This window comes from Nostoc sp. LEGE 12447 (assembly GCF_015206985.1).
Taxonomy (GTDB): Bacteria; Cyanobacteriota; Cyanobacteriia; order Cyanobacteriales; family Nostocaceae; genus Nostoc.
Genome location: NZ_JADEXT010000046.1, coordinates 20,177 through 41,699, shown reverse-complemented (window position 1 = coordinate 41,699; position 21,523 = coordinate 20,177). Strand labels below are relative to the sequence as shown.

Here is a 21,523-nt window from a genome sequence, read left to right as displayed (position 1 = left end):
ATGGAACGCTCAATACTGATTCATTTCGACAGCGCTACAGGTGAAGTTCGAGTGGAAGCAGAAGGATTTGAGGGGGTGAGTTGTTTATCGGCTACGCAACCATTTGAAGAAGCACTTGGAGTTGTAGGTGATCGCACGTTTAAAGATGAAGCTCAAACCCAACAACTTCGGACTACGAATAGTAATCAAACACGTTTGCGTCAGTAATCAGTCAACCCCTTCGGGGAATTCAAAATTCAAAATTATCAATTCAAAATTAAAGACAATCAGTGGGGGCTTAAAACCTGCCACTGATTGTAGACCACTGATTCATTCGCGCAGCGTCTCGTAGAGAAGAATTCAGTGGGGGCTTTGACTCGAAGGATAATTAATTCAAAATTATTCTATTCTTCATTTTGAATTTTGAATTTTGAATTTTGAATTTCATTAAATGGTCATCAGTTACCAGTCTTAACTTGGCTGGTAACTACTGATCATAAAGGCTTCGCCATTTCATAAGTGAAATATTTGAATAATTGACATGAAACTCTCAAATCTTCTCTCCACACTCGATTCACAAATTCCCATCGTGGCAGTTGATGTGCTGTCGCCCGATGAGGCAACTATCATTCAGTGGCTGACTATAGAGGCATTTAACAAGCTATCAAGTCCAGTGTTCTTCTGGAATTTGGGAGTATCAACCTTGGAACAATGTTTAATTGCAGCAGATGGGGGATTGGTGTTTAAGCCAGTGCCAGAGTACAAAAGACCTCCACAGGCTGACCCACTACTATTTGTATTCGACTACATCGCTAACTTTAGTGGGAATGGTGTATTTATCCTCGGAGATATTCACCCCTTTATTGCTAAGAATTCACCCCAATTATCATGGGAGATTTTAAGCAAGGTAAAAAACCTTTACCACAGGTTAAAACCCACAGATAAACGCATTGTATTGTTGGGTCAGAACATACAATTACACGAATCCTTAGTCAGATTGATTCCTTATTATGAAGTTCCTTTACCTAGTATTGACCAAATACTTGAACATATAACTTCTTATTTGCATGACTTACAACAGTCTGCTAGGGAGCAAGAATTAACTTTCACTGTTACGCTAGAAAATGCTGAATTTGAAACTCTTTCTCGTGCAGCGTTGGGTTTAACTTTAGAAGAAATTAGTGATTTCCTTCGGTTAACAGTCAAAGAAAACTTAACTAATCATGGTGTTATCGTTGACGCTGATTTTATCCCCAAAGCCGTTGAGTACAAAACTCGGCTACTGGCGCAGATGGGTATCGAACTAGGGAAACCTGCAATAATCCCGTTCGGCGGTTTGGATTTACTGCGCGAATGGCTGACTCGTCGCCGCCGTCTATTTACACAAGAGGCACGAAGTCTTAGCTTACCCCAACCAAAAGGTGTGTTGCTGGCTGGCCCACCCGGAACAGGAAAATCTCACTGTGCCAAAAACATCGCTAGCATACTTAATCTACCACTTCTACAACTCGACATTGCGTCCCTTTTAGGTTCACTTGTTGGCGAATCCGAAGGTAATGTTAAACGCGCATTGAAAACAGCAGAAGTGATCGCACCTTGTGTCTTGTTTATTGATGAGGTCGAAAAAGCACTTTCAGGTCAAGGCGATACAAGCGGTGTTTCTCAACGCATCTTGGGTACTTTGCTTACGTTCATGGCTGAATGCACTGCTGGGGTGTTTATAGTTGCAACCTGCAATGACCCATCAGCACTACCAAGTGAATTTAAGAGGAAAGGAAGATTTGACGAATCTTTCTTTGTTGATCTTCCTACAGAACCGGAGCGTGTACAGATTCTGGCGATTCATCTACAACGTTTTGGCATTCATCTGGAATCGGAGTACCTCGAAGCGATCGCTGCCAACACCGCGAAATTTTCAGGGGCAGAACTGGAAACCCTTGCTTCAGAAGCTGCTCTGCTGGCATTCGATGAGGATAGACCGCAGCAGGTAACACTTGCTGATCTCGAAGCTTGTCGTCAAACCATTACCCCGCTTGCGATTCAGGACGCTGCGGCAGTCGAGCGAATGCAGGCATGGGCATCTACCGCACGACGGGCTAGTAGTGCTGTGGTTGCGGCGAAAACTCAATCTTTGCGTGCTGCTAAGTTTCGGAATATGAACTGATGAGAAAGCGATTGCCTCCTGATTCTATGGGGCGATCGCCACCGATTCATAGCGGGTACGCCATCGCTTTTTCTTTTAGTAATTGATAGCAGCTAATTAACATAGTTAATAAGGCGAAGAAATATGACAACAGACTTAGTTACTTATTACGGGCAGACTCCAATCATTGACCAACTGGTTGAGAATTATGGCGCATATTTGGAGAAATTAGACAGAGAAAGTAAATTGTTGCTTCGGACGGTGTTAACAAATTATGTATTTATGCAATCAAGGCATGAGCCGAGCAGTTACACACTAATAGAAGCTTCTAGGGATGCACTTTTTGTCACATTTCTTGGTATGGATATGCCACAACTTTTGGTAGATATTTGCTCACAATTAAATGGGTTAACAACACACGAAGCGGAAACAATCCTTGAAGCACTACAACATCAAATTAGATGGGGCAATGCCCAGAAGTTAGCGAGTTGACTGGGTTAAAAACATGGAAATCTATTTAGTTTTTGTTGATGCTATCCAGAACAGCAATAAATTCTGGGCGGCCATTGTCGAAGATGGTAATTTAACAGTCCAGTGGGGTAGAGTCGGCTATCAAGCACAGACTAAAGTCCAGACATTAGGCAATCATCAGAAAGCCATTGCTAAATTTCATAATTTAGTAGCAGAAAAGAAAGCTAAAGGCTATAGCGAAAGTCAGCCAGAGATTGATGCTAGCCGCAGTGTTGCAGACATTAGACGAGCTATTCAATTGTTGAATATTATCCGTCCGGCTGTTGCTCTCCAGAATTTTGGTGATACCTACATATCTGCTCTTAATGAATATCTGAAAATTGTCCCAACACCTTTGGGGATGCAGATAAATTATCACAGAGTTTACCGCACAGTAGCAGATATAGACTATCAACAAGAATTACTCAATTCTCTGTTAGCGACACCTGCACCACAAGTTGCTGCTGTGGCTGTTGGTCATGCCCCTAAAGCAACAGCAGAACCCAAGGTTGTCAGCCTCAAGACTATCAGCAAGAACTTCTGGCGACATTTGTAATTCTAGAAAGCGTAAACAGCTTTTCACTATTTATGCTCTTTTTCCAAATGATGCCTCTTTCTGGCATCCACATATTCATACAGTGCAAGTAGGAAACATAAATATGTTTATAAAACTGCTGGAGGGAAAAAGTAAATTCTATCTTTTCAAATTATTCCGTCATGAAAACGGAATAATTTGAACAGCGAAAAACTTATCCTTGCAAAAAGTTCAAATCATCATTACTGAGGAAGGGAGCATTACCACTATTAACTCCCGCAGACAAGGCTGAAGCAAAAGAGTTTTGGGTAGTAGGACTGAATATGTCGCCAAGCTCAGAAGTAAATTGCCCATAGCTGAATGGATTATAGTTTCTATCCAGCCCCGCATCTGGGTTAATAATATTATCACCATTGGGCAACAGTTCGTTAACCACAATATTACTAGTGATATCAATGGTGGAAATTGAGCCAGGATTGGTTGTGCCGAGGACATCCTTGGCCAGCCCGTCAAACTTTAGCACATCTCCCTTTTGAGGATCAAGAATAGCTAGCCAAGCGTCCACAGATGTACCATCACTGCCAGTAGAGCTAGTACCTAAAAATGCATCAGTAAATCCCGTCACGAACAGCTTGCCAGTATCGTCAGCAGTCAGACCTGAAGCGTAAGTAACTTTTGTTTTACTACCAAGTTCCTGAAACCACTGATTTGTACCGCTCGTGTCGAATTTGGCGATAAAGGCATTAGTAGTTTGTTTAGCAGTTTCTGTGTCTGTCTTCGGGATAGAATTTCCGGTGATAAAGATGTTGTCTTTGGCATCAATCTCGATATCAGCTAAGTAAGTGCCATCATTACCAGTTGTGCCGAACTGTTTAGTCCACTCTTGAGTACCATCAGGACGAAATTTAGTCAGCCAAATATCGCTATTCTCTACTGTTTTAACCTTTGTGGGATCTGTGCCTATATCACCAGAAGTCCATCCTGTAGCGTAGATATTACCTTTGCTGTCGGTGTCAACAGCCCAGCCCACCTCAACACCTTCATTTGTACTGCCAAATTGTTTAACCCATTCTACCTCACCGTTGGGCTTGACCTTCGTTAGCCAAGCATCATACTTCAATAAATCTCTTGATGGGTCTGATTCTTTAACTAAACCTTGAGTCCATCCGGTAGCGTAACTGTTACCATCTTTGTCAACAGTTACATCATAAGTTTCATCAAAAACAAAATTCCCTATTGGTGTATCTTTTCCTAGCTGTGTAAACCACTGCTGGTTGCCCTGATTATCAAATTTAGTGATCCAAGAATCATCCTGAATCGAGAAATCGAAAATATCTCTTCTAGTATTTTCTTTAATTGATAAGCCCGATAAATAGACATCGCCGGAAGAATCTACATCCAGTCCAAAGGAGCTATTAGAATAACCATCTGTTACATCAACGCCAAACTGCTTACCCCACAATTGGTTGCCATTGCTATCATATTTAGCCACCCAAATATCAAGTTCTGTTGATTGCTTGGCTGAAAATAAGCTACCGCCTGTGTCTCCTGCTAGGTAAAAGTTACCTTCTTTGTCTGTAACCACAGAATAAGCCTGATCTGAATTGGAAGAACCAAATTGTTTCATCCACAATTGGTTGCCAATGTTATCATACTTAGCTACCCAAATATCTGTAGAACCCTGATTAGTTCCTGCCATTGGGCCTGTAGTATATCCTGTAATGTAAACATTTCCAGCAGCGTCTGTATCAGCAGCAGTACTAAAGTCAATACCTGTAGTTCCTAACTGAGCAAGCTTCTTTGACTCTGGTTTCTTTGCTGGTTTTTTACCGATAAAATCGAAATATTCTCCCTTTAAATCTAACTCCACTTCTGGTTTGGAAATTACATAAGCAACCAAATCTGGTAATCCCTGTTGTACTGAAAATATAGCCTTGCCATAAAAAAGTTGTTCGACTCCTTCAACCTTTAATCCATTAACTTCTACTAATCGATAGTCTTCGGCTGTACCGTTGAGGCGAATGAGATCATTAGTGGAGTTAAAATCATAAATGACGACGTACTCGTTCAAACCGAGAAAGTTAGTCGTCAATAAGGCATCTGGAGTACCGCTATTTGTATAGTAAGGCTGATATTCATCTCCAAGAATAAATTTGTCTGCTCCCACTGATGGGATATCCCTGTCTAAGATCAGTAATGGATTACCTTGCTGAATATTCAGGATAATTTCATACTCTTGGGGCGAGTTATCAAATACGTCCCCAAACCAAAAATCGATATTTTCTGTTGGACTGGTGCTGGAACCAGAAGCTTCACCATAGAAAATATCATTTCCCCCGCGACCGAAAAGGGCTTCATAATTTGAAAAACCCCCTAGAATGATATCGCCACCAGGTGTATATAAGGAGACGTTCAGTTTAAAATCACTCATTTTTTTATTCCTTTCTTTCAAGAATTTAGATGTTTGCTAATGGATTTATTACTACCTCTTGTAAATCCCTTTATCACTTTGAGGTTCACTTACAGAAAGCAGGGAATCATTGGCAACTGGTTTTAAAGTTTGCTGAACAAACGCCAGAATTAAAAATGCTCCAGTTAGTAGGGCAACACTAGCTATGAGTACAGCTGTGTGTAGACCTGAGACAAACCCGTTACTAATCGTTTGACGCACAGCAAGCTCAGAAATGTTGGCGGGAAGGTCATTAGGAATATTAACTCCACCGTGCAAAGCATCAGCAATCAACGTTTTTTGGATATTTTCAGGTACACCCCAGGCAGAAAGCGATCGCGCCAAATCTGAAGTTAACTGTTGGGCAAGAATGGTTCCCATTAAAGCAATTCCTAAAATACCACCGAGCAGATTACTGCTATTAAGTATCGCTGAAGCAATCCCCCCCTTAGCTAGAGGTGCAGAACTTATAGCTGCTGCTGCTAGAGGCGAGACTGCCAAGCCACTACCAAAGCCACATAAAACAAGGTTCCACATAACTGTTACATACTCTGTATCTGCATTGGCTCGGATGAACGACAGAGTAGTTACGCTTCCCATAGTCAATCCTGCCGCGATTACATAGCGCCACCCAAACCGAGCAGTCAACCATCCCGAAGCCAGCGATGCGATGACAAAAGCTCCATTCAATGGCACAAAGCACAAACCCGCCATTGTTGCTGAATAGCTTTGCACTTGTTGTAAAAATAAGCTGAAGATGAACAGCAAGCTCAAAAAAGTAAAGAATACTAAAACCGAAACAAAATTGACTACAGCAAAGGTTTGATTTTTAAACAACTGTAGTGGCAGCATTGGGTGGCTACTGCGGGATTCCACAACCAAAAATGCTATAAGGCTGAACCCAGCAATAGCCAACAGCAAGACAATCATCGGTGAGTGCCACACTAGGTTGTTGCTCTCAATTATGGCGTAGGTGAGCGAAGCCAAAAAAATTATACTGAATAGCAGACCAGGTACATCAAGACGCTGCTGCGTTAAATTTTTACTTTCTCTAACAACACGGCAAGTCAAAACAAAGGCGATCGCGCCGACCGGTACATTAAAAAAGAATATACTCTGCCATCCCCAAATATCTACAAATACTCCGCCAAGGGCAGGGCCAGTAATGAGGGCAATTCCTGATACCGCAGACCAAATACCAATAGCTTTAGCTTTCTCCTTCGGATCAGGGAATGTATCTCCGAGGATAGATAAAGAAGTCGGGACTAAAGCAGCAGCACCAATTCCTTGAAGAAATCGCCCACTAATCAAAATACCTAAACTAGGAGCAAAACCACAGAGTATAGAGGCGAAAGTATAGATTACCAATGCTGTCAGAAAGACTCGCTTACGCCCAAAAATATCTCCTAACGCACCACTCGGTAACGCTAAACTAACCGCAGGTAGAGTATTGGCATTAATAATCCATTGCAACCCTGATACATGAGAACCAAAACTAGCCTGAATACTGGGAAGTGCTACATTCAAGGAAGTATCGTCGGTATTAGACATGAAGAGGGCGAAACACATTGCCGCCAGCGTCATCGCTTTAACACGCGCTTGATTCATGTCTGCTGTTACCTATACTCAAGTGATGCTGTCTCTGTTGTTTTGTACCTATCAGTGAGAATTTTTTGCAAGTTCTCACAAATTTCAAATACCGCTTGATTGTTTACAGCAGCAATATTTGCACGGTAGCGAGCAAAATTTTCTGGCTCTAGAAACTTCTTCGCTGCCTTATCGATATTACGAAAATCATGGACAACTAGTCCCACTTGTTTCTGTTCGACCCAATCAGCGTTGTAGCGTTCGTGGATGAGAGTAGAAAAGTTACGTTCCGTAATCATTGGCAGCTTCATAACCAGAGCCTCACTGATACTACAAGCACCTGGTTTATTGATTAAAAAATCCGAAAGATGCATATAGTAAGGAATCTCTTTGGTAAAACTGGTGACAAACCGCTTTTGAATACCTTGGCTTTCGCGTAGTTCTTGGGCTAGTTCTTCATTGCGTCCGCAAATAAAGATGAGTTGTAGTTTTTGTCCAAAACTCTCTAAACGCTTGGCAATTTCTAACATTACTTTAGAACCATTAGCACCGAATAACACAAGTCCAGTGAGACAGTCTGGATCTAAACCTAAACGTTGCCTTTCGGCACGGCGATCGCACACAATGGGTTCATAAAAGCGAGGATGAACAATTGTTCCCGAAGTTTTAATAATTAGTTCCTCTTTTACTCCCATAGAACGAGCTTGTTCTACTGTTTTCTCAGTTCCACAGACAAAATTAATTCCTGTTTCTGGTTCTATCCAAAATGCAGGCGGAGAATCAGCGTAATCTCCAATAATAGTTACTACAGGGGTTCCTGGTTTTGCCTTTTGTACACTTTCCCATAACCCTTTGCTATACATTGGGACTACGGAAACTACTAAATCTGGCTGTTGCTCACGCCAATATTCCTCAAAAATTTTGACACCGACATCGTGATTTAGTTTGACAAGTAGTTTATTTAGGCGCATCTTCAGCGGCCAAAGCCATGTCCAGCCGCTTTTCAACATCAGGTTGTACAAGTCATGCCCAGAAAATCCAAATAGCTTGTAAGCACTGACTATCTTTTTTTGCTCTGCTAAACTATCCGCTATTTCGTCTATATCGGTTACACTAAAACGCCAAGGTAGTTGTTGCTGCTCAACAACTGCGCGTAGTGCATTGTACATAGCGTAATGCCCGCCACCACCTTGGGAAGTGAGAACGTTAATCAAAAACTCTTTTTTTGGAGATGATAATTGCGTTGTTTTCATAAATACAATTTTGAACGGTAGTTATTTGTTGAACTGCAATCAAGAAAGAAATTCACAACTACAGAAATATTAGGAAAGAGATATTGCTGCATTTCTTTCATCTTGCAAAAACAGTTTGTCGTTCAGATGTTGAATTAGCTATCTCTTTCTCAAACAAACCTAATGCTCGCAGCACTGCATGATCCATGTCGTAGTACTTGTAATCTCCAAGTCGTCCTGCAAATAGCGCTGTACCGTTGAGTTTTTCTACCTCTTTGAGATAAAGATTTAAGCGATCGCGATTATCCTCATTGAGAATGGGATAATAAGGGTCGTTTTTTCCCGGTACATAAGCCTGGGGATATTCCATCACTAAGGTAGTTTTAGGAGAAGTTTGCCCCGATAAATACTTTTGCTCGGTGATGCGGGTGATATCGTAGTCGTTGGGGTAATTAACTGTACCAACTTCTTGGTATAATTCCTGATCCAAAGTCTCAAACTGGAAGCGCAAGCTACGATATGGCAACTCGCCATACATATAATCAAAGAAAGTATCAATCGATCCGGTGTGGAGTATCCGGTTAAACTTAACGTCCTTGATAATTTCTCGGTAATCTGTATTTAAAAGCACCTTAATGTTAGGATGAGCCAGCATTCGGCGGAACATTTCGGTGTAGCCAAGCTTAGGCATAGCTTGGTAAGGATCTTGAAAGTAACGGTTATCTCGACTGATGTAAACTGGAACCCTTCCGGTTACTCCCTTATCAAGTTCCTCTGGTTTCACTCCCCATTGCTTCATGGTGTAGCGAAGGAAGACATTTTCATAAATATAATTAGCTAAAAAAGCTAAGTCTCCGCTGGCACTCTCACGCAGTTTTAAAATAGGTACTTTAACCCCAAAACCGAAGTTTTCTAAAAGTAAGTTTTCTAGCTTTTGTGCGTAGTGGGGAGGAAAAAGGGCATAAAGAGAATTCAGATTAAAAGGAATCGGAACTTTCTTCCCTTCTACAACTCCTAGCACATGATGATAATAGTGTCTCCATTCTGTAAATTGGGAGAGGTAATCCCAGACTTTCTTAGACTTGGTGTGAAAGATGTGAGGCCCGTATTTATGAACTAAAATACCATGCTCGTTGTAGTAATCATAAGCATTCCCACCAATGTGATCTCGCTGCTCTACAATCAGCACTCTCTGTCCTAATTGTGTTGCAATCCGTTCCGCCGTTACACAGGCTGAATATCCCGCCCCGACGATTAGCCAATCAAATATCATTTATTTCACCCCTCAGTTATTTTTTGCTCAGAACCTCAAAGTTTCTTTTATGCATAACGAAGATTAGGAGTGCGATCGCCTTCTCGGTGTATTTCTAACTGTGGTTGTTCCAAGATTCCGGATAAAATATCTACAACTTCAAACACTGCTTTATTATTAATGGCGGCAGCATTTGCATGGTAACGAGCCAGAGTTTCCGGCTCGATTAACTTCGCTACAGCTTGGTCAATGTCTCGAAAATTGCGGACTACAATTCCAATTTCATTATCTGCAATCCACTCAGCTGAGGGACGTTCTTGAAATAAGCTCAAGGCATTGCAATCTGTAATTACTGGCAAGTTCATCGCCACAGCTTCGCTAACACCTACAGAGCCAGATTTACCAACGAAGAAATCAGACAGATGCATATAGTAAGGAATCTCGCTGGTAAAGGTTTCTACAAACCTTGGTAAACGGCTTTGTTGACGGCGCAAGGTTACTGCTAATTCTTCATTGCGTCCACAAATGAAAATTAGTTGCAGGTTTAATTGTGATTTTTCCAGAGAATCGGCAATTTCTAGCATCACGTTTGAACCCTGACTGCCAAAAGTGATTAAAGCAGTAGGTAAATTTGGGTCTAGTCCTAAGCGTTTTCTTTCAATTTGGCGATCGCACAAAACGGGTTCATAGAAACGAGGCTGAATGATTACTCCTGATGTGCGGAAAATTTTATCTTGTGTATAACCAAAGTTTTTTGCTTGTTCAACTGCCTTTTCAGTCGGACAAATTAAGAATTGCTCTTGCTTTTCAATCCAAAAGTGGGGCGGACAATCGGCATGGTCGGTGATAAATGTGACGAATGGTAGACCTGGAGATGCTGCTTGCAAACTTTCACAAAGCACCCTATTAATATATGGTTGCACTGAAACTACCATATCAGGCTGATGCTGCTGCCAGTATTTTTTCAAACGTGCTAACCAAGCAGAATGTTGAAGGCGGATTTGTAGCTTGAATAAGGGAACCAATAAGGGTTCGTTAATAAGTTTTGCCCATGTTTTTTGGAGTACGAACTTATTATAAAAATCCTGCGATGCAGAGGTTCCAAGAATTTCTTTAAAAGCCTCGACTAAATGGATTTCCCAAGGCAATTTTCGCTCCTCGATAACTTTTTGCAAAGCCTTGGCAGTGCTGCGATGGCCTGCGCCAGCATCATAAATCATCAAATATACTTTTTTCATCGCTTTTTTTTATGAGGTTTATATTAGCGACCGCTATCAAGCCAACAGACTTATTTAAAATCTGGTGTTGCGCCGACTATTGTTCTATTTTCATCAGCTTTAAACGCAACTTGCATTTGATTTTCAGCACGTTTTTGGTTGAGTTTGTTTACCCCAATCCACTGATAAAATTTATCTCCAAATCGGGGAAAAATTTGCCATAATGACAGTAATAGTTTTGTAAAATTTGCTGTCATCAAGTCTTGATTAACAATCACTTCTGCCTGATTTTGCTTAATAGCCTGGATTACTGCGATCGCTACATCTGTTGGCTTCGATGTACCTGCTAAACTTGGCGCAGGTATACCAGTATCAGCAAACATCCCTTGACCAGAAACATATCCCGGACAAATCACCGAAACATTTACACCAGTACCTGCCAATTCTTGTCTTAGAGAATCGCTCCACATGAACAAACCAGCTTTACTGGCACAATAAATACTGTTGTAGGGATTTCCCTTTTTAGCAGATAGAGAAGCGATATTAATAATGTGGCCCCTCTTCTGGCGTAACATTGTTGGCAGTAACAAACGGGATAATTCCATCGCAGACAGCAGGTTAATTGTCAATACTGACTGTAGTTCTGAGGCAGAGTAATCTTGAAAGTTTTTGTATATCTCGATACCTGCGTTGTTAACTAAAATGTCAATGGGGCCTGCAAGCTTATTGATTTGCTCAACCAGATTTGGCATATCTTCTAGGTTACTGAGGTCATATTTAATGCCTAACCAGTGACCACCTAAAGCTTTGACTTCGGCAGATAACTGATCCAGTCCCTCTTGCGATCGCGCCACACCAACTATAGTTGCATTTTCTTTTGCCAAACCGCAAGCAATAAAGGTTCCAATTCCACGTGATGCACCTGTTAAAAGTACTGTCTGACCTGCAATTATTGACATGATTGCTTAATATCCTCATTCATTAGTACCAACCCAGTTCAGCGAGTAGTGATGGCTTCTTTGAGAGAAGGGAAATGCTTACCGCCCAAATCAATTTGTCCCTTTTCAACCCCAGTTTTGATTCTGGCAATTAAATGCTCCCAATCAGAGGCAATGATATTTGTGCCATGATCTGGTTCAATCAGGCTGGCTAGGGCAATATCGCTGCCATATTTGTTGACTAAATCGTGTATCCCTAAGAAATTGAAAACTCCTGATTCATAGGTTCCACAAGGAACTGAGGGATTGTGTACTCCAGTGTAATACTCATTATCTGGCTCAAACCACTGAGTTGATGGATACCCGTGGAAATGAACCATTGGTGTACCATTTTTAATGAGTTCTGGCGCATACAAAGCCGCAGCCAGTGCGATCGCAACCATGACATAAAGATCGTAAGAAGGTTTAATATCACCCACTACTAGATCCATACCTTTTGGTAATTGCAGTAATAGTCTATCTTGCAGCCCCAACCTCAACACATCAGTTTCTAAATTCAAGTTTGTTTTATTCGCGCCTGAACGAGAACTAATAACCCAGATATCTGGCAGCTGTTTAAATACCTCTTTTCCCCCAATTCTGGTTTTGATATATCTCCTACCGATTTCATTCTGGCGCAGTTCATCACGACTGAAGCTTTCGATAGAAGATAGGTTTTCCCACTCTTGCTCAGATATTTCTACAGCACCTATATATTGTGGCGGCTCGGCGTAGGCAACAAAACCATAAGAAACGCCTGTTCTACCATTAGCCATCCAATCTACAATATCTCGGTGAGACTTTCTTTTAATCACATCGTCAATTTTAAAACCAGAAGGTAGTAAACCTGTTGATGCTAACTCTTTACCTAATCTGACTAATTGTTTTGCATAAATAGATTCTTCCGGATCATACTCACCAATCTCAAATCGGCTCAGAGACAGTGGCAGAATTGGGACATAAATTTTAGGAATTAAAGAGTTACAAACGAATTGATCAACTGACTCAGCAGGGAATACAGAGTCTGATAAGTTCATATTTAAGATGGAAATCTTCTCATTTGAAACTCCAATTACAATTTCAGAAAATGTTCTAATTAGAGTATTTACACCAATAGGAATTTTTTTCTGATATGGAATACTTGGATCAACAAACTCTTTATTAAGCTTCGTCAACATAATAACTTGAGTATTTGTTGGGTCTTCAAGGGGTAGGATATTCTCTTCTGCCCAACTAATAAACTGCATAATTTTTGAAGCAGATAGCTGTCGGTCTTTTAAAATAAATCGAGAATAGAATTTATAAAGTAACTCTACCACGAATATCTTCATTTTTCCAAGTAAAGAAGGGTGTTTATCCACATCAACAACAGCACTAACGCCTGTTTTAATGACATTTGTGGTAATGTTCTTTTTCCAATTAATGAAAGGAATAGTAATTTCGTAATCAACCTGTTTAGTTGCTTCTTCCCAAGTTAGAATTTGAACTCCATTGCCCCGGAGCTTATCTTCTAATTCTTCTCGAAATTTCAAAATTGTTTCTTCATTGTATCCATCTGGCAAAGGTCTAAAAGCAACTTTTAGCTTTTTAGCCATCGCCTTTGGATCAATAATGGGAGGGGTAAAGCCTGCAATTTTACGGCAAAAACCTCCAATTAAACGACCAATTGTTTGTAAGCTGAGGTCTTGAGTTTTAGTTCCAGGATTATCATTAGTAGTTTCGTTACTTCTTTGCAAAAAGGCCAGAATTTCTGTCTTGCGTTGAGCTAATTCAGTGCGTTGTTCTGCTGATAGCAATCCCTTTGGAGAATTGACTTTTAGTTTACCATTGTCAGTCCACAACTGAACGCCTTTTTGAGTTAAGTCTTCTAAAAGTTCGGATACGTTCATAGATTCTTAATCTCCGTTAATTTGTAATTGTTTTAAACAAGTTTTGCAATTAAATTTCAAAAATTTCTGAGTCAGAAGCTTCTAATTCTTGGGCTAAGTGCTGTGAGAGCAACTCAATGGTGGGATAATGCGCTAGCAGCAAGGGAGACATATCAATTCCCAGGAATTGTTTACCAGCGCTAGCGATCGCGATCGCTAGCACAGAATCCAATCCGTAGCTGTCGAAAGGTACTCGAATATTTATCTCATCAGGCTTGACTCCTAAATCATTAGCAATTTGATTAGTTAGCCAAATTTGAATATCTCCCACTGTCAGAAATTGAGCATTAATCGCTTGTGCTATATCTGTTTGCTTTTCCTCTTTTGGTTTATCATGCTGCTGAGGATGCTTTACCAACAACCCAAGCAGTTTAGGCAGCAAATTTAATTCCTCTTTTGAAAGTTCTCCGGTCATTTCTAACTGCTCGATCAGTTGTTGGTTATCTATCTGAGCGAGAAAGTCCTGATTCTGAGAGGAAATCTCAACTTTTTTATGTCCATTGTTATTAGGCTCAAACCAGTAACGCTTTCGCTGCCAGGGGTAAGTGGGTAGTTCTACATATTGATGTGAGTAATTTTGGTCAAAACCTAACCAGTCTACTTTTACCCCACGCGCATATAAAGAACCTAAACTCTCAAGTATTTGTTGCCAATCATCTTTACCAGGATTCAGAGTCGAAAGCCAAACTTTTTCAATATTAGGTAAGCCATCAACTAGAGTCGGCTTTGGCCCAACTTCCACAAATATTTCGTAACCTTGTTGAGCTAAGGTGTTTATACTGGTGGCAAATTCTAGGGGTTGTTGTACTTGACGGCTCCAATATAAAGGGGTAGTTATTTCACTAGTAGTTAGTTCACCAGTCAGATGAGAAACTAAAGGAATTTGTGGTTGAGAGTAGGTTACTTCTTTGAGGATGGCTTGGTTTTCAAAAGTAAAAACTTCGGGTAATGCTTGCATTAAGCGCCCACGTTCAGCAACCAACTTCAAGCTATCTTCCAAGCTGAACACTTCAGCAACACAGGCTGCAACATATTCCCCAACACCATAGCCCATGACTGCGGCAGGTTCTATACCCCAAGATTTCCATAACTGGGATAAGGCGTATTCGAGGGAAAATAAGGCAGGTTGGCTGTAAGCAGCTTCTTTGAGAAAGGAACTTGTTCCTGATTCGGGATACAGAATCTCAACCAAGGAGCATTTTAAATAAAAACGCAGAATCTCATTGCAACGGTCGAAAACTTGCCGAAATTTTGGTTGGGTTTCATAGAGTTGACGACCCATTCCGACATATTCTGAACCTGTATCGGGGAAAAGGAAGGCGATTTTGGGGGAATCTGTAACTTTTCCCTGGAATAATCCTACTGTTTCCTGTCCCGCACTGAAGGCAGTTAGTTTGTCACAGAGTTCGGTAGATGAAGATGCTACCACACTTAAGCGATGCTGAAAGTGCGATCGCCCGGTATTAGCAGTAAAGCAAATATCTCCTATAGCTAAATCTGGATTATTCGCTAAATGCTTCTCGTAACGTTCAGCTAACTGCACAAGCGCCTCGTCTGTTTTAGCTGATAAAGTCAGCAGGTGCAGGGGACGTTCCACTGTTCTTTCTACTGGCTTTGAAACCGGAGCTTCTTGTAGAACTACGTGGGCGTTAGTACCACTAAAGCCAAAAGCACTTACTCCCGCCAACCGCCGCTTTTCTGTTATCGGCCAAGGCATACGCTGTGCTGGAACTTTCAGGGGCAATTTATTCCAGTTAATATGAGGATTCGGTTGTTTGAAGTGCAGATGGGCTGGAATTTCCCCATGTTGTAAGGCAAGCACCACCTTAATTAAACTTGCAATACCAGAAGCTGGTTCTAAATGACCAATGTTGGTTTTTACCGAACCAATAACCAAAGGTTTGTCTTGGTGACGGTTCTTGCCATACACTGCCTCTAAAGCTGCTACCTCAATCGGTTCTCCTACAGATGTGCTTGTGCCTTGAACCTCTACATAGTCTACTTGAGCTGGTTCCACGCCGCCATTCTCTAAAGCTTGGCGAATCACGGCTTGCTGAGATAGTCCGTTAGGGGAAATTAAACTACTACTACGTCCATTATGGTTAACCGCAGAACCCCGAATCAAGGCTAAAACTTTGTCCCCGTCAGCTAAAGCATCTGAGAGGCGCTTGAGGACAACAATGCCACACCCTTCTCCTTTGACAAAGCCATTGGCAGCAGCATCGAATGTTTTGCAGCGCCCATCAGGGTTGAGCATCCGGGTTCTGGAAAGAGCAATGCTCGTGTCTGGGACGAGATTTAACCCAACTCCGCCAGCTAAAGCTAGATTGCACTCTCCTAAGCGCAAACTCTGACAAGCCAAATGTACTGATACTAAAGAGGAAGAACAGGACGAATCGACAGCCATACTAGGGCCTTTTAGTCCTAAAAAATAGGATAAGCGCCCAGCAGCTACACTTAAAGAGTTACCGATCGCAGAAAAAGCATCAATCTGGGATACATCTCCTAACGATGACATGACTTTGCTGTAGTCATTTAAGTAAATACCGATAAAAGTCCCTGTAGCTGTGTTATACAAATGCTCTGGTACTTGATTAGCATTTTCTAAAGCCTCCCAGCTAACCTCTAGCAAAAGCCGTTGCTGAGGATCTATGCTTACTGCTTCCCGCGCTGAAATCCCGAAAAACTCAGGGTTAAAAGTATCAACTCCTGCCAAAAATCCCCCTTCGCGGGTACACACTTTACCAGGCATATCCGGTTCTGGATTGTAGTATTTTTCCAGATTCCATCGGTCAGCAGGAACCTCAGTAATGGCATCAACTCCGTCGAGCAACAGCCGCCAGAAAGCCTCTGGATTTTCTGCTCCTCCGGGAAATCGGCAACCTGTGCCAACGATCGCAATTGGTTCCTGTTGGGCGTACTTGAGCGCGTCAAGCTGGGCTTGCAAGCTTTCTATAGCTCGAAGCGCCTGCTTGATTGGAGATGGAGACTGTGCTTGAACGGAATTTACACTCATTGCTTTTAATACCTCATGCTTGCCAATTTGGTAAGTAGTAACGCTTCAGCCTCACTATCGGATAAATCGTCAAAATTTGATTCAAGGATAATTTGCTCTACAACTTCGCTCTCAATGGCATCAGATGTTGCCAACATTTCCCCAGCTAAATAGTCAACTAATGCTGCCACTGTGGGATAGTCAAAAACTAAGGATGCAGGAATCGAATATTCCAAGCTGGTTTGGAGGCGATTTTTTAACTCCACAGCCATGAGCGAATCCATACCCAGGTCTGTAAAACCTTGGTATATGTCTATTTCTTCAGGTGATTTCAAATTTAAGACTTTGGCAATTAGGGAGCGAACGTGAGTTAATAATAGCGATCGCTTTTCTTTAGCAGGAGCTGCTTCTAATTGTTCGAGAAACTCAGATTTTGCAGTTTGTGTTGGTTCTACCTGTGAAGCAAATACCTCAAGGAAAGGAAATTCTAAATTTTGTGGCAGTTGTCCCAAGAATTTAGACCAGTCAACTGGTAGCACACCTACCTGAGCGACATCCTGAGTTAGAATATCCTCCAATATCTGCAATCCTGGCTCTAGCCCAATTGTACTTATACCCTGCTCTGCCCAACGTGCTTGTTCTCGACTGCTTAAAGCATCTACCATGCCTGCATCTCTCCAGGGGCCCCAGTTGATGCTGACTGCGGGTAATCCTAGTGCGCGGCGGTGATGCGCTAATGCGTCCATGAAAGCATTGGCAGCAGCATAGTTTCCTTGTCCAGGGGAACCGAGTAAGGCAGATACAGATGAGAAGCAAACGAAAAAGTCTAGCTCTAAATCTTGAGTCAAGGTGTGTAAATTCCATGCTCCAGCTACTTTAGGAGCCATCACCTTGCTAAAACTTTCCATAGTTTGCCCTAGCAGCATTCCATCCTGTAATACTCCAGCAGCATGGATAATACCCCGCAAGGAAGGCATGGAATTTTTCACATCTGCTAACAATCTACTAACATCATCTCGATTTGAGATGTCGGCTAGAATAACCAGTACTTGCGCTCCCGCCTGCTCTAACTTGTTAATTTCTTGCTGCATTGCTTCAGAAGCTCCACGCCGTCCTGTAAGCACGAGGTGCTGCGCTCCATGCTCCACCAGCCAGTGAGCTACCTTCAATCCTAATGCTCCTAAACCGCCAGTAATCAGATAGCTGTTATTCTCGCGGATGACCTTTCTTTGTTTAATTGCAGATATGGTGGAGGTATGTTGTATTAAGCGGGCAACATAGCGATCGCCTTGACGATATGCTACTTGGTCTTCTGCATCTTGTGCTAACAGTTCCGCCAATAAATTTGAGACTTGTTCTTGTGCTGCGGATGGATCTAAATCCAACCGAGAACAGCGCAATTCTGGATGCTCCAGAGCAATCACCCGTCCCAAACCCCACAAAGGAGACTGTTGCACTTGCAGTGGTGTTAATGTGTCTACTGCTTGTGCGCCCTGAGTTACCAACCACAACCGGGGCGATTCAGTCCATTCAGTTTGAGTCAGGGATTGCAGCAGGTGCAACACGTTACCACAGTGTTCTCCCTGGGAAACTTCTAATGCTGATGGTTGATTATTTAAACTCCATAGATGGACAACACCACGGCAGAGCGGTTGATATTGGCTTATACTCTCCTGGAGCAAACGTTGGAAATCTTCAGGATTCGACGGATCAATCTGATAATGCTCCTCTTGTAACCTTTCGTAACTTGAACCGGCAGTAACGATGATACAATACTCACCCTGTGACTCCAGCAGATGAGCTAGCTTTAGCCCCATCCCGCCTTGATCGGCAAAGATAAACCAACTACCTGGTTTTTCAGCTTGGACAGAGTTGAGGGTTTTGGATTGCCAAGCGATTTCGTACAACCAATCTGTATTTTGTTCTTTTGATGGGAGGAATTTTACCTCTATTGCCTTATTAACTGTTTCTACCCAAAATCGCTCCCGTTGAAATGGGTAGGTTGGTAATAATACCCGGCGAGGCTGATAATCTTGATTAAAAACCTTCCAGTCTACTGATACTCCCCGGACATACAATTCTCCTAAGCTTTGCAGGAGTTGTTGCCAATCGTCTTGTCCAGGACGTAAACTTGGCAGCCATACTTGTCCCTCCTCTGATGCACACTGGCGACCCATTCCCAATAATGTTGGTTTGGAACCGATTTCCAGAAATACTTCATATTCCTGCAACAGCGTTTTCATGCTAGCTGCAAATTGCACAGGACTGAGAATATGATTGCACCAATACTCAGAAGTAGTTATTTCATCTGTTATCAGTTCTCCAGTCAGATTGGAAATAAGTTTCAATTGCGGAGTCGAGAAAGTAACCTCGTTTGCTACCTGCCGAAACTCTGCCAGCATTGGCTGCATCAGAGGCGAGTGGAAAGCATGAGAAACTTGCAGTTCTTTTGTTTTTGCTCTTTGCTCTTGCAAAACAGCGCAAACTGATTTTACAGCTTCCCGTTTACCAGAAATCACCACACTCTTAGGTCCGTTAAATGCAGCAATTGATACCTGCTGGCTAAAAGGTTCTAGAGCAGCCTTTACTAGCTCTGGATTTGCTAGCACCGCCACCATTGCCCCATCTTGAGGCAAAGCTTGCATCAATCGTCCCCGTGTAGCAATCAGCTTTAAAGCATCTTCTAAGCTAAAAACTCCGGCTACGCAAGCAGCAACGTATTCTCCGACACTATGCCCCATTACGACTGCTGGCTCTATACCCCAGGATTTCCATAATTGGAAAAGGGCATACTCTAAGGCAAATAAGGCGGGTTGAGTATAAGCTGTCTCATCTAAAGTGTGGGAATTATCTGCATCTTCTGTTTGCGGATAAAGAACTTTCAGCAAAGGCAAATCGAATTGCGATCGCAATATTTCATCGCAGAGATCGAGTGCTGCACGAAAAGTTGGTTGGGTTTCGTAGAGTTGCCGCCCCATACCGACATACTGCGATCCCTGACCGGTGAATAGAAAAGCTATTCTTGGGACAGTTGCAGCTTCCACCTGATCTTGAATAATTCCTGCAACTTCTTGCCCTTGAGCAAAGGCAGACAGCTTTTGAGAAGCTTCTGTGGTTGAAGATACTAGCACAGCTAGGCGATGTTTGAAATCACCGCGTCCAGTATTAGCACTAAAGCAGATATCTTCTAAAGCTATAGGATTGGCAGCTAGATGTGTTTCATAACTAGCTGCTAATTGCTTGAGAGCTTCGTTTGTCTTAGCTGAGAGAGTTAATAAATTTAGTGATCGCTGCGTTGTTGTTTCTGTCTTTGGCTGTAATAAAGGCGCTTCTTCTAAGACTACATGAGCATTAGTACCACTAGCTCCAAAAGCGCTGACTCCAGCAATCCGTCGCTTTTGGGTTGCAGTCCAAGCCGTTAGATTTGTTGTTACAGATATTGGCAATTCGTTCCAGTCAACGTAGGGATTGAGTTGCTGTAAGTGTAACTGCTGAGGAATTTGCTGATGTTGCAGAGATAATACAACTTTAATTACACTGGCGACTCCGGCGGCTGATTCTAAGTGTCCTATATTGGTTTTTACTGAACCAACTTTCAGGGGGTTTTCTAGCGATCGCCCTTCACCAAACACAGCAGCCAATGCTCTAATTTCAATTGGATCTCCCAGTGGTGTACCTGTGCCATGAGCTTCTACATAGTCCACCTCTGACGGTTCTACCCTTGCCCTTGCCAAGGCTTGGCGGAGCAAAATTTCCTGAGCCGCTTTATTGGGAACTGTAAAACCACTACTAGCACCATCTTGATTAACTGCTGATCCTCGAATCAAAGCGAGAATATTATCTCCATCAGCGATCGCATCACTCAGACGCTTTAATACTATGATTCCGCAACCCTCACCTCTGACGATACCATCAGCTGAGGCATCGAAAGTTTTACAGCGACCGTCAGCAGAAAGAATTTTGGCTTTGGAGAGCGCCACATTGTTTTCTGGTGAGAGAATTAGGTTGACTCCACCTGCTAGAGCATGGGTGCATTCTTCATTCCGCAGACTTTGGCAAGCCGTGTGAATGGCTACTAGAGACGATGAACAAGCTGTATCGATCGCCATACAAGGGCCTTGTAGCCCCAAAGTGTATGACAAACGTCCAGCGATCGCATTTAGGGGATTACCTGTTAAGTAATAAGCATCCATTTGGCTTAGATCCCCGTAGGGCATCAACAGGCGTGCGTAGTCATTTGTCGTTACTCCGACAAAAACCCCCGTTTCACTGGCTGCTTGCTTGTTATTAACTAAACCTGCATTCTCCAGAGCTTCCCAAGTCACCTCTAACAACAAGCGTTGCTGGGGATCAATTCTCACAGCTTCGCGGGGAGAAATGCCAAAGAATTGAGCGTCAAATTGATCTACTTGCTGTAAAAATCCCCCATACCGGGTATACATTTTCCCTGGAGTATCGGGATTGGGGTCATAATACGCATCAACATCCCAGCGATCGCTGGGTGTCTTTGCGATCGCATCTACTCCGTTTGTCAGCAGTTGCCAAAATGCCTCTGGATCATTAGCCCCACCTGGAAATCGGCAAGCCGTGCCAATGATAGCGATCGGCTCCGCTTTGGAGCGCTCCACCGCCTCAAGTTTAGCCCGCGCTTCCTTTAACGCCAAAAGCAAGCGCTGCGATGAATTTAACTGGTCTACTTTTGGAGAATGCTCACCCATG

13 protein-coding genes are annotated in these 21,523 nt (G+C 42.4%); 4 read left to right on the top strand and 9 right to left on the bottom strand.

What is annotated here, in order from left to right; all coding sequences use genetic code 11:
* The 4 genes from IQ274_RS30020 to IQ274_RS30005 all read left to right on the top strand — a co-directional run bounded on the left by IQ274_RS30020 (position 1) and on the right by IQ274_RS30005 (position 3,188).
* Positions 1-207 (top strand): DUF2997 domain-containing protein, encoded by a 207-nt coding sequence (locus IQ274_RS30020; protein ID WP_194144410.1) that lies wholly within the window; start codon positions 1-3, stop codon positions 205-207.
* Between the two features lie 313 nt (positions 208-520).
* A complete protein-coding gene (locus tag IQ274_RS30015; protein WP_194144409.1) occupies positions 521-2,143 on the top strand; it encodes an AAA family ATPase in 1,623 nt (540 codons plus the stop codon).
* A gap of 123 nt (positions 2,144-2,266) precedes the next feature.
* On the top strand, positions 2,267-2,614 hold the full coding sequence (locus IQ274_RS30010) for a hypothetical protein (protein WP_194144408.1): 348 nt from the start codon (positions 2,267-2,269) through the stop codon (positions 2,612-2,614).
* A 13-nt stretch (positions 2,615-2,627) separates the two neighbouring features.
* A complete protein-coding gene (locus IQ274_RS30005) occupies positions 2,628-3,188 on the top strand; it encodes a WGR domain-containing protein (protein ID WP_194144407.1) in 561 nt (186 codons plus the stop codon).
* A gap of 193 nt (positions 3,189-3,381) precedes the next feature.
* On the opposite strand, the gene IQ274_RS30000 is transcribed toward IQ274_RS30005, so the two are convergent.
* The 9 genes from IQ274_RS30000 to IQ274_RS29960 form a co-directional block, all read right to left on the bottom strand.
* Positions 3,382-5,598, bottom strand: a complete 2,217-nt coding sequence (locus tag IQ274_RS30000; protein ID WP_194144406.1) for an SBBP repeat-containing protein — start codon at positions 5,596-5,598, stop codon at positions 3,382-3,384.
* Positions 5,599-5,649: 51 nt separating this feature from the next.
* On the bottom strand, positions 5,650-7,224 hold the full coding sequence (locus IQ274_RS29995) for an MFS transporter (protein WP_194144405.1): 1,575 nt from the start codon (positions 7,222-7,224) through the stop codon (positions 5,650-5,652).
* 8 nt (positions 7,225-7,232) lie between these two features.
* On the bottom strand, positions 7,233-8,456 hold the full coding sequence (locus tag IQ274_RS29990; protein WP_194144404.1) for a glycosyltransferase: 1,224 nt from the start codon (positions 8,454-8,456) through the stop codon (positions 7,233-7,235).
* Positions 8,457-8,553: 97 nt separating this feature from the next.
* Positions 8,554-9,708, bottom strand: a complete 1,155-nt coding sequence (glf, locus tag IQ274_RS29985; RefSeq protein ID WP_194144403.1) for a UDP-galactopyranose mutase — start codon at positions 9,706-9,708, stop codon at positions 8,554-8,556.
* 47 nt (positions 9,709-9,755) lie between these two features.
* Positions 9,756-10,925, bottom strand: coding sequence for an MGDG synthase family glycosyltransferase (locus IQ274_RS29980; protein ID WP_194144402.1), 1,170 nt, complete (start codon positions 10,923-10,925; stop codon positions 9,756-9,758).
* Between the two features lie 50 nt (positions 10,926-10,975).
* Positions 10,976-11,863 carry an SDR family NAD(P)-dependent oxidoreductase gene (locus tag IQ274_RS29975; RefSeq protein WP_194144401.1) on the bottom strand — a complete coding sequence of 296 codons (888 nt, stop codon included), beginning with the start codon at positions 11,861-11,863 and terminating at the stop codon, positions 10,976-10,978.
* 38 nt (positions 11,864-11,901) lie between these two features.
* On the bottom strand, positions 11,902-13,770 hold the full coding sequence (locus tag IQ274_RS29970) for a hypothetical protein (RefSeq protein WP_194144400.1): 1,869 nt from the start codon (positions 13,768-13,770) through the stop codon (positions 11,902-11,904).
* A gap of 49 nt (positions 13,771-13,819) precedes the next feature.
* A complete protein-coding gene (locus IQ274_RS29965) occupies positions 13,820-16,825 on the bottom strand; it encodes a type I polyketide synthase (protein ID WP_194144399.1) in 3,006 nt (1,001 codons plus the stop codon).
* Positions 16,826-16,830: 5 nt separating this feature from the next.
* Complete coding sequence (locus tag IQ274_RS29960) at positions 16,831-21,522, bottom strand: type I polyketide synthase (protein WP_194144398.1); 4,692 nt, start codon at positions 21,520-21,522, stop codon at positions 16,831-16,833.
* Position 21,523: the final 1 nt, after the last annotated feature.

Bases quoted from the DNA above. Each gene is read 5' to 3' on its own strand.
- IQ274_RS30015 (WP_194144409.1), top strand. From the start codon at position 521: ATGAAACTCTCAAATCTTCTCTCCACACTCGATTCACAAATTCCCATC.
- IQ274_RS30000 (WP_194144406.1), bottom strand. From the start codon at position 5,598: ATGAGTGATTTTAAACTGAACGTCTCCTTATATACACCTGGTGGCGAT.
- IQ274_RS29965 (WP_194144399.1), bottom strand. From the start codon at position 16,825: ATGAGTGTAAATTCCGTTCAAGCACAGTCTCCATCTCCAATCAAGCAG.
- IQ274_RS29980 (WP_194144402.1), bottom strand. From the start codon at position 10,925: ATGAAAAAAGTATATTTGATGATTTATGATGCTGGCGCAGGCCATCGC.
- IQ274_RS30020 (WP_194144410.1), top strand. From the start codon at position 1: ATGGAACGCTCAATACTGATTCATTTCGACAGCGCTACAGGTGAAGTT.
- IQ274_RS29960 (WP_194144398.1), bottom strand. From the start codon at position 21,522: ATGGGTGAGCATTCTCCAAAAGTAGACCAGTTAAATTCATCGCAGCGC.
- IQ274_RS29995 (WP_194144405.1), bottom strand. From the start codon at position 7,224: ATGAATCAAGCGCGTGTTAAAGCGATGACGCTGGCGGCAATGTGTTTC.
- IQ274_RS29990 (WP_194144404.1), bottom strand. From the start codon at position 8,456: ATGAAAACAACGCAATTATCATCTCCAAAAAAAGAGTTTTTGATTAAC.
- IQ274_RS29970 (WP_194144400.1), bottom strand. From the start codon at position 13,770: ATGAACGTATCCGAACTTTTAGAAGACTTAACTCAAAAAGGCGTTCAG.
- IQ274_RS29975 (WP_194144401.1), bottom strand. From the start codon at position 11,863: ATGTCAATAATTGCAGGTCAGACAGTACTTTTAACAGGTGCATCACGT.
- IQ274_RS30005 (WP_194144407.1), top strand. From the start codon at position 2,628: ATGGAAATCTATTTAGTTTTTGTTGATGCTATCCAGAACAGCAATAAA.
- glf (WP_194144403.1), bottom strand. From the start codon at position 9,708: ATGATATTTGATTGGCTAATCGTCGGGGCGGGATATTCAGCCTGTGTA.
- IQ274_RS30010 (WP_194144408.1), top strand. From the start codon at position 2,267: ATGACAACAGACTTAGTTACTTATTACGGGCAGACTCCAATCATTGAC.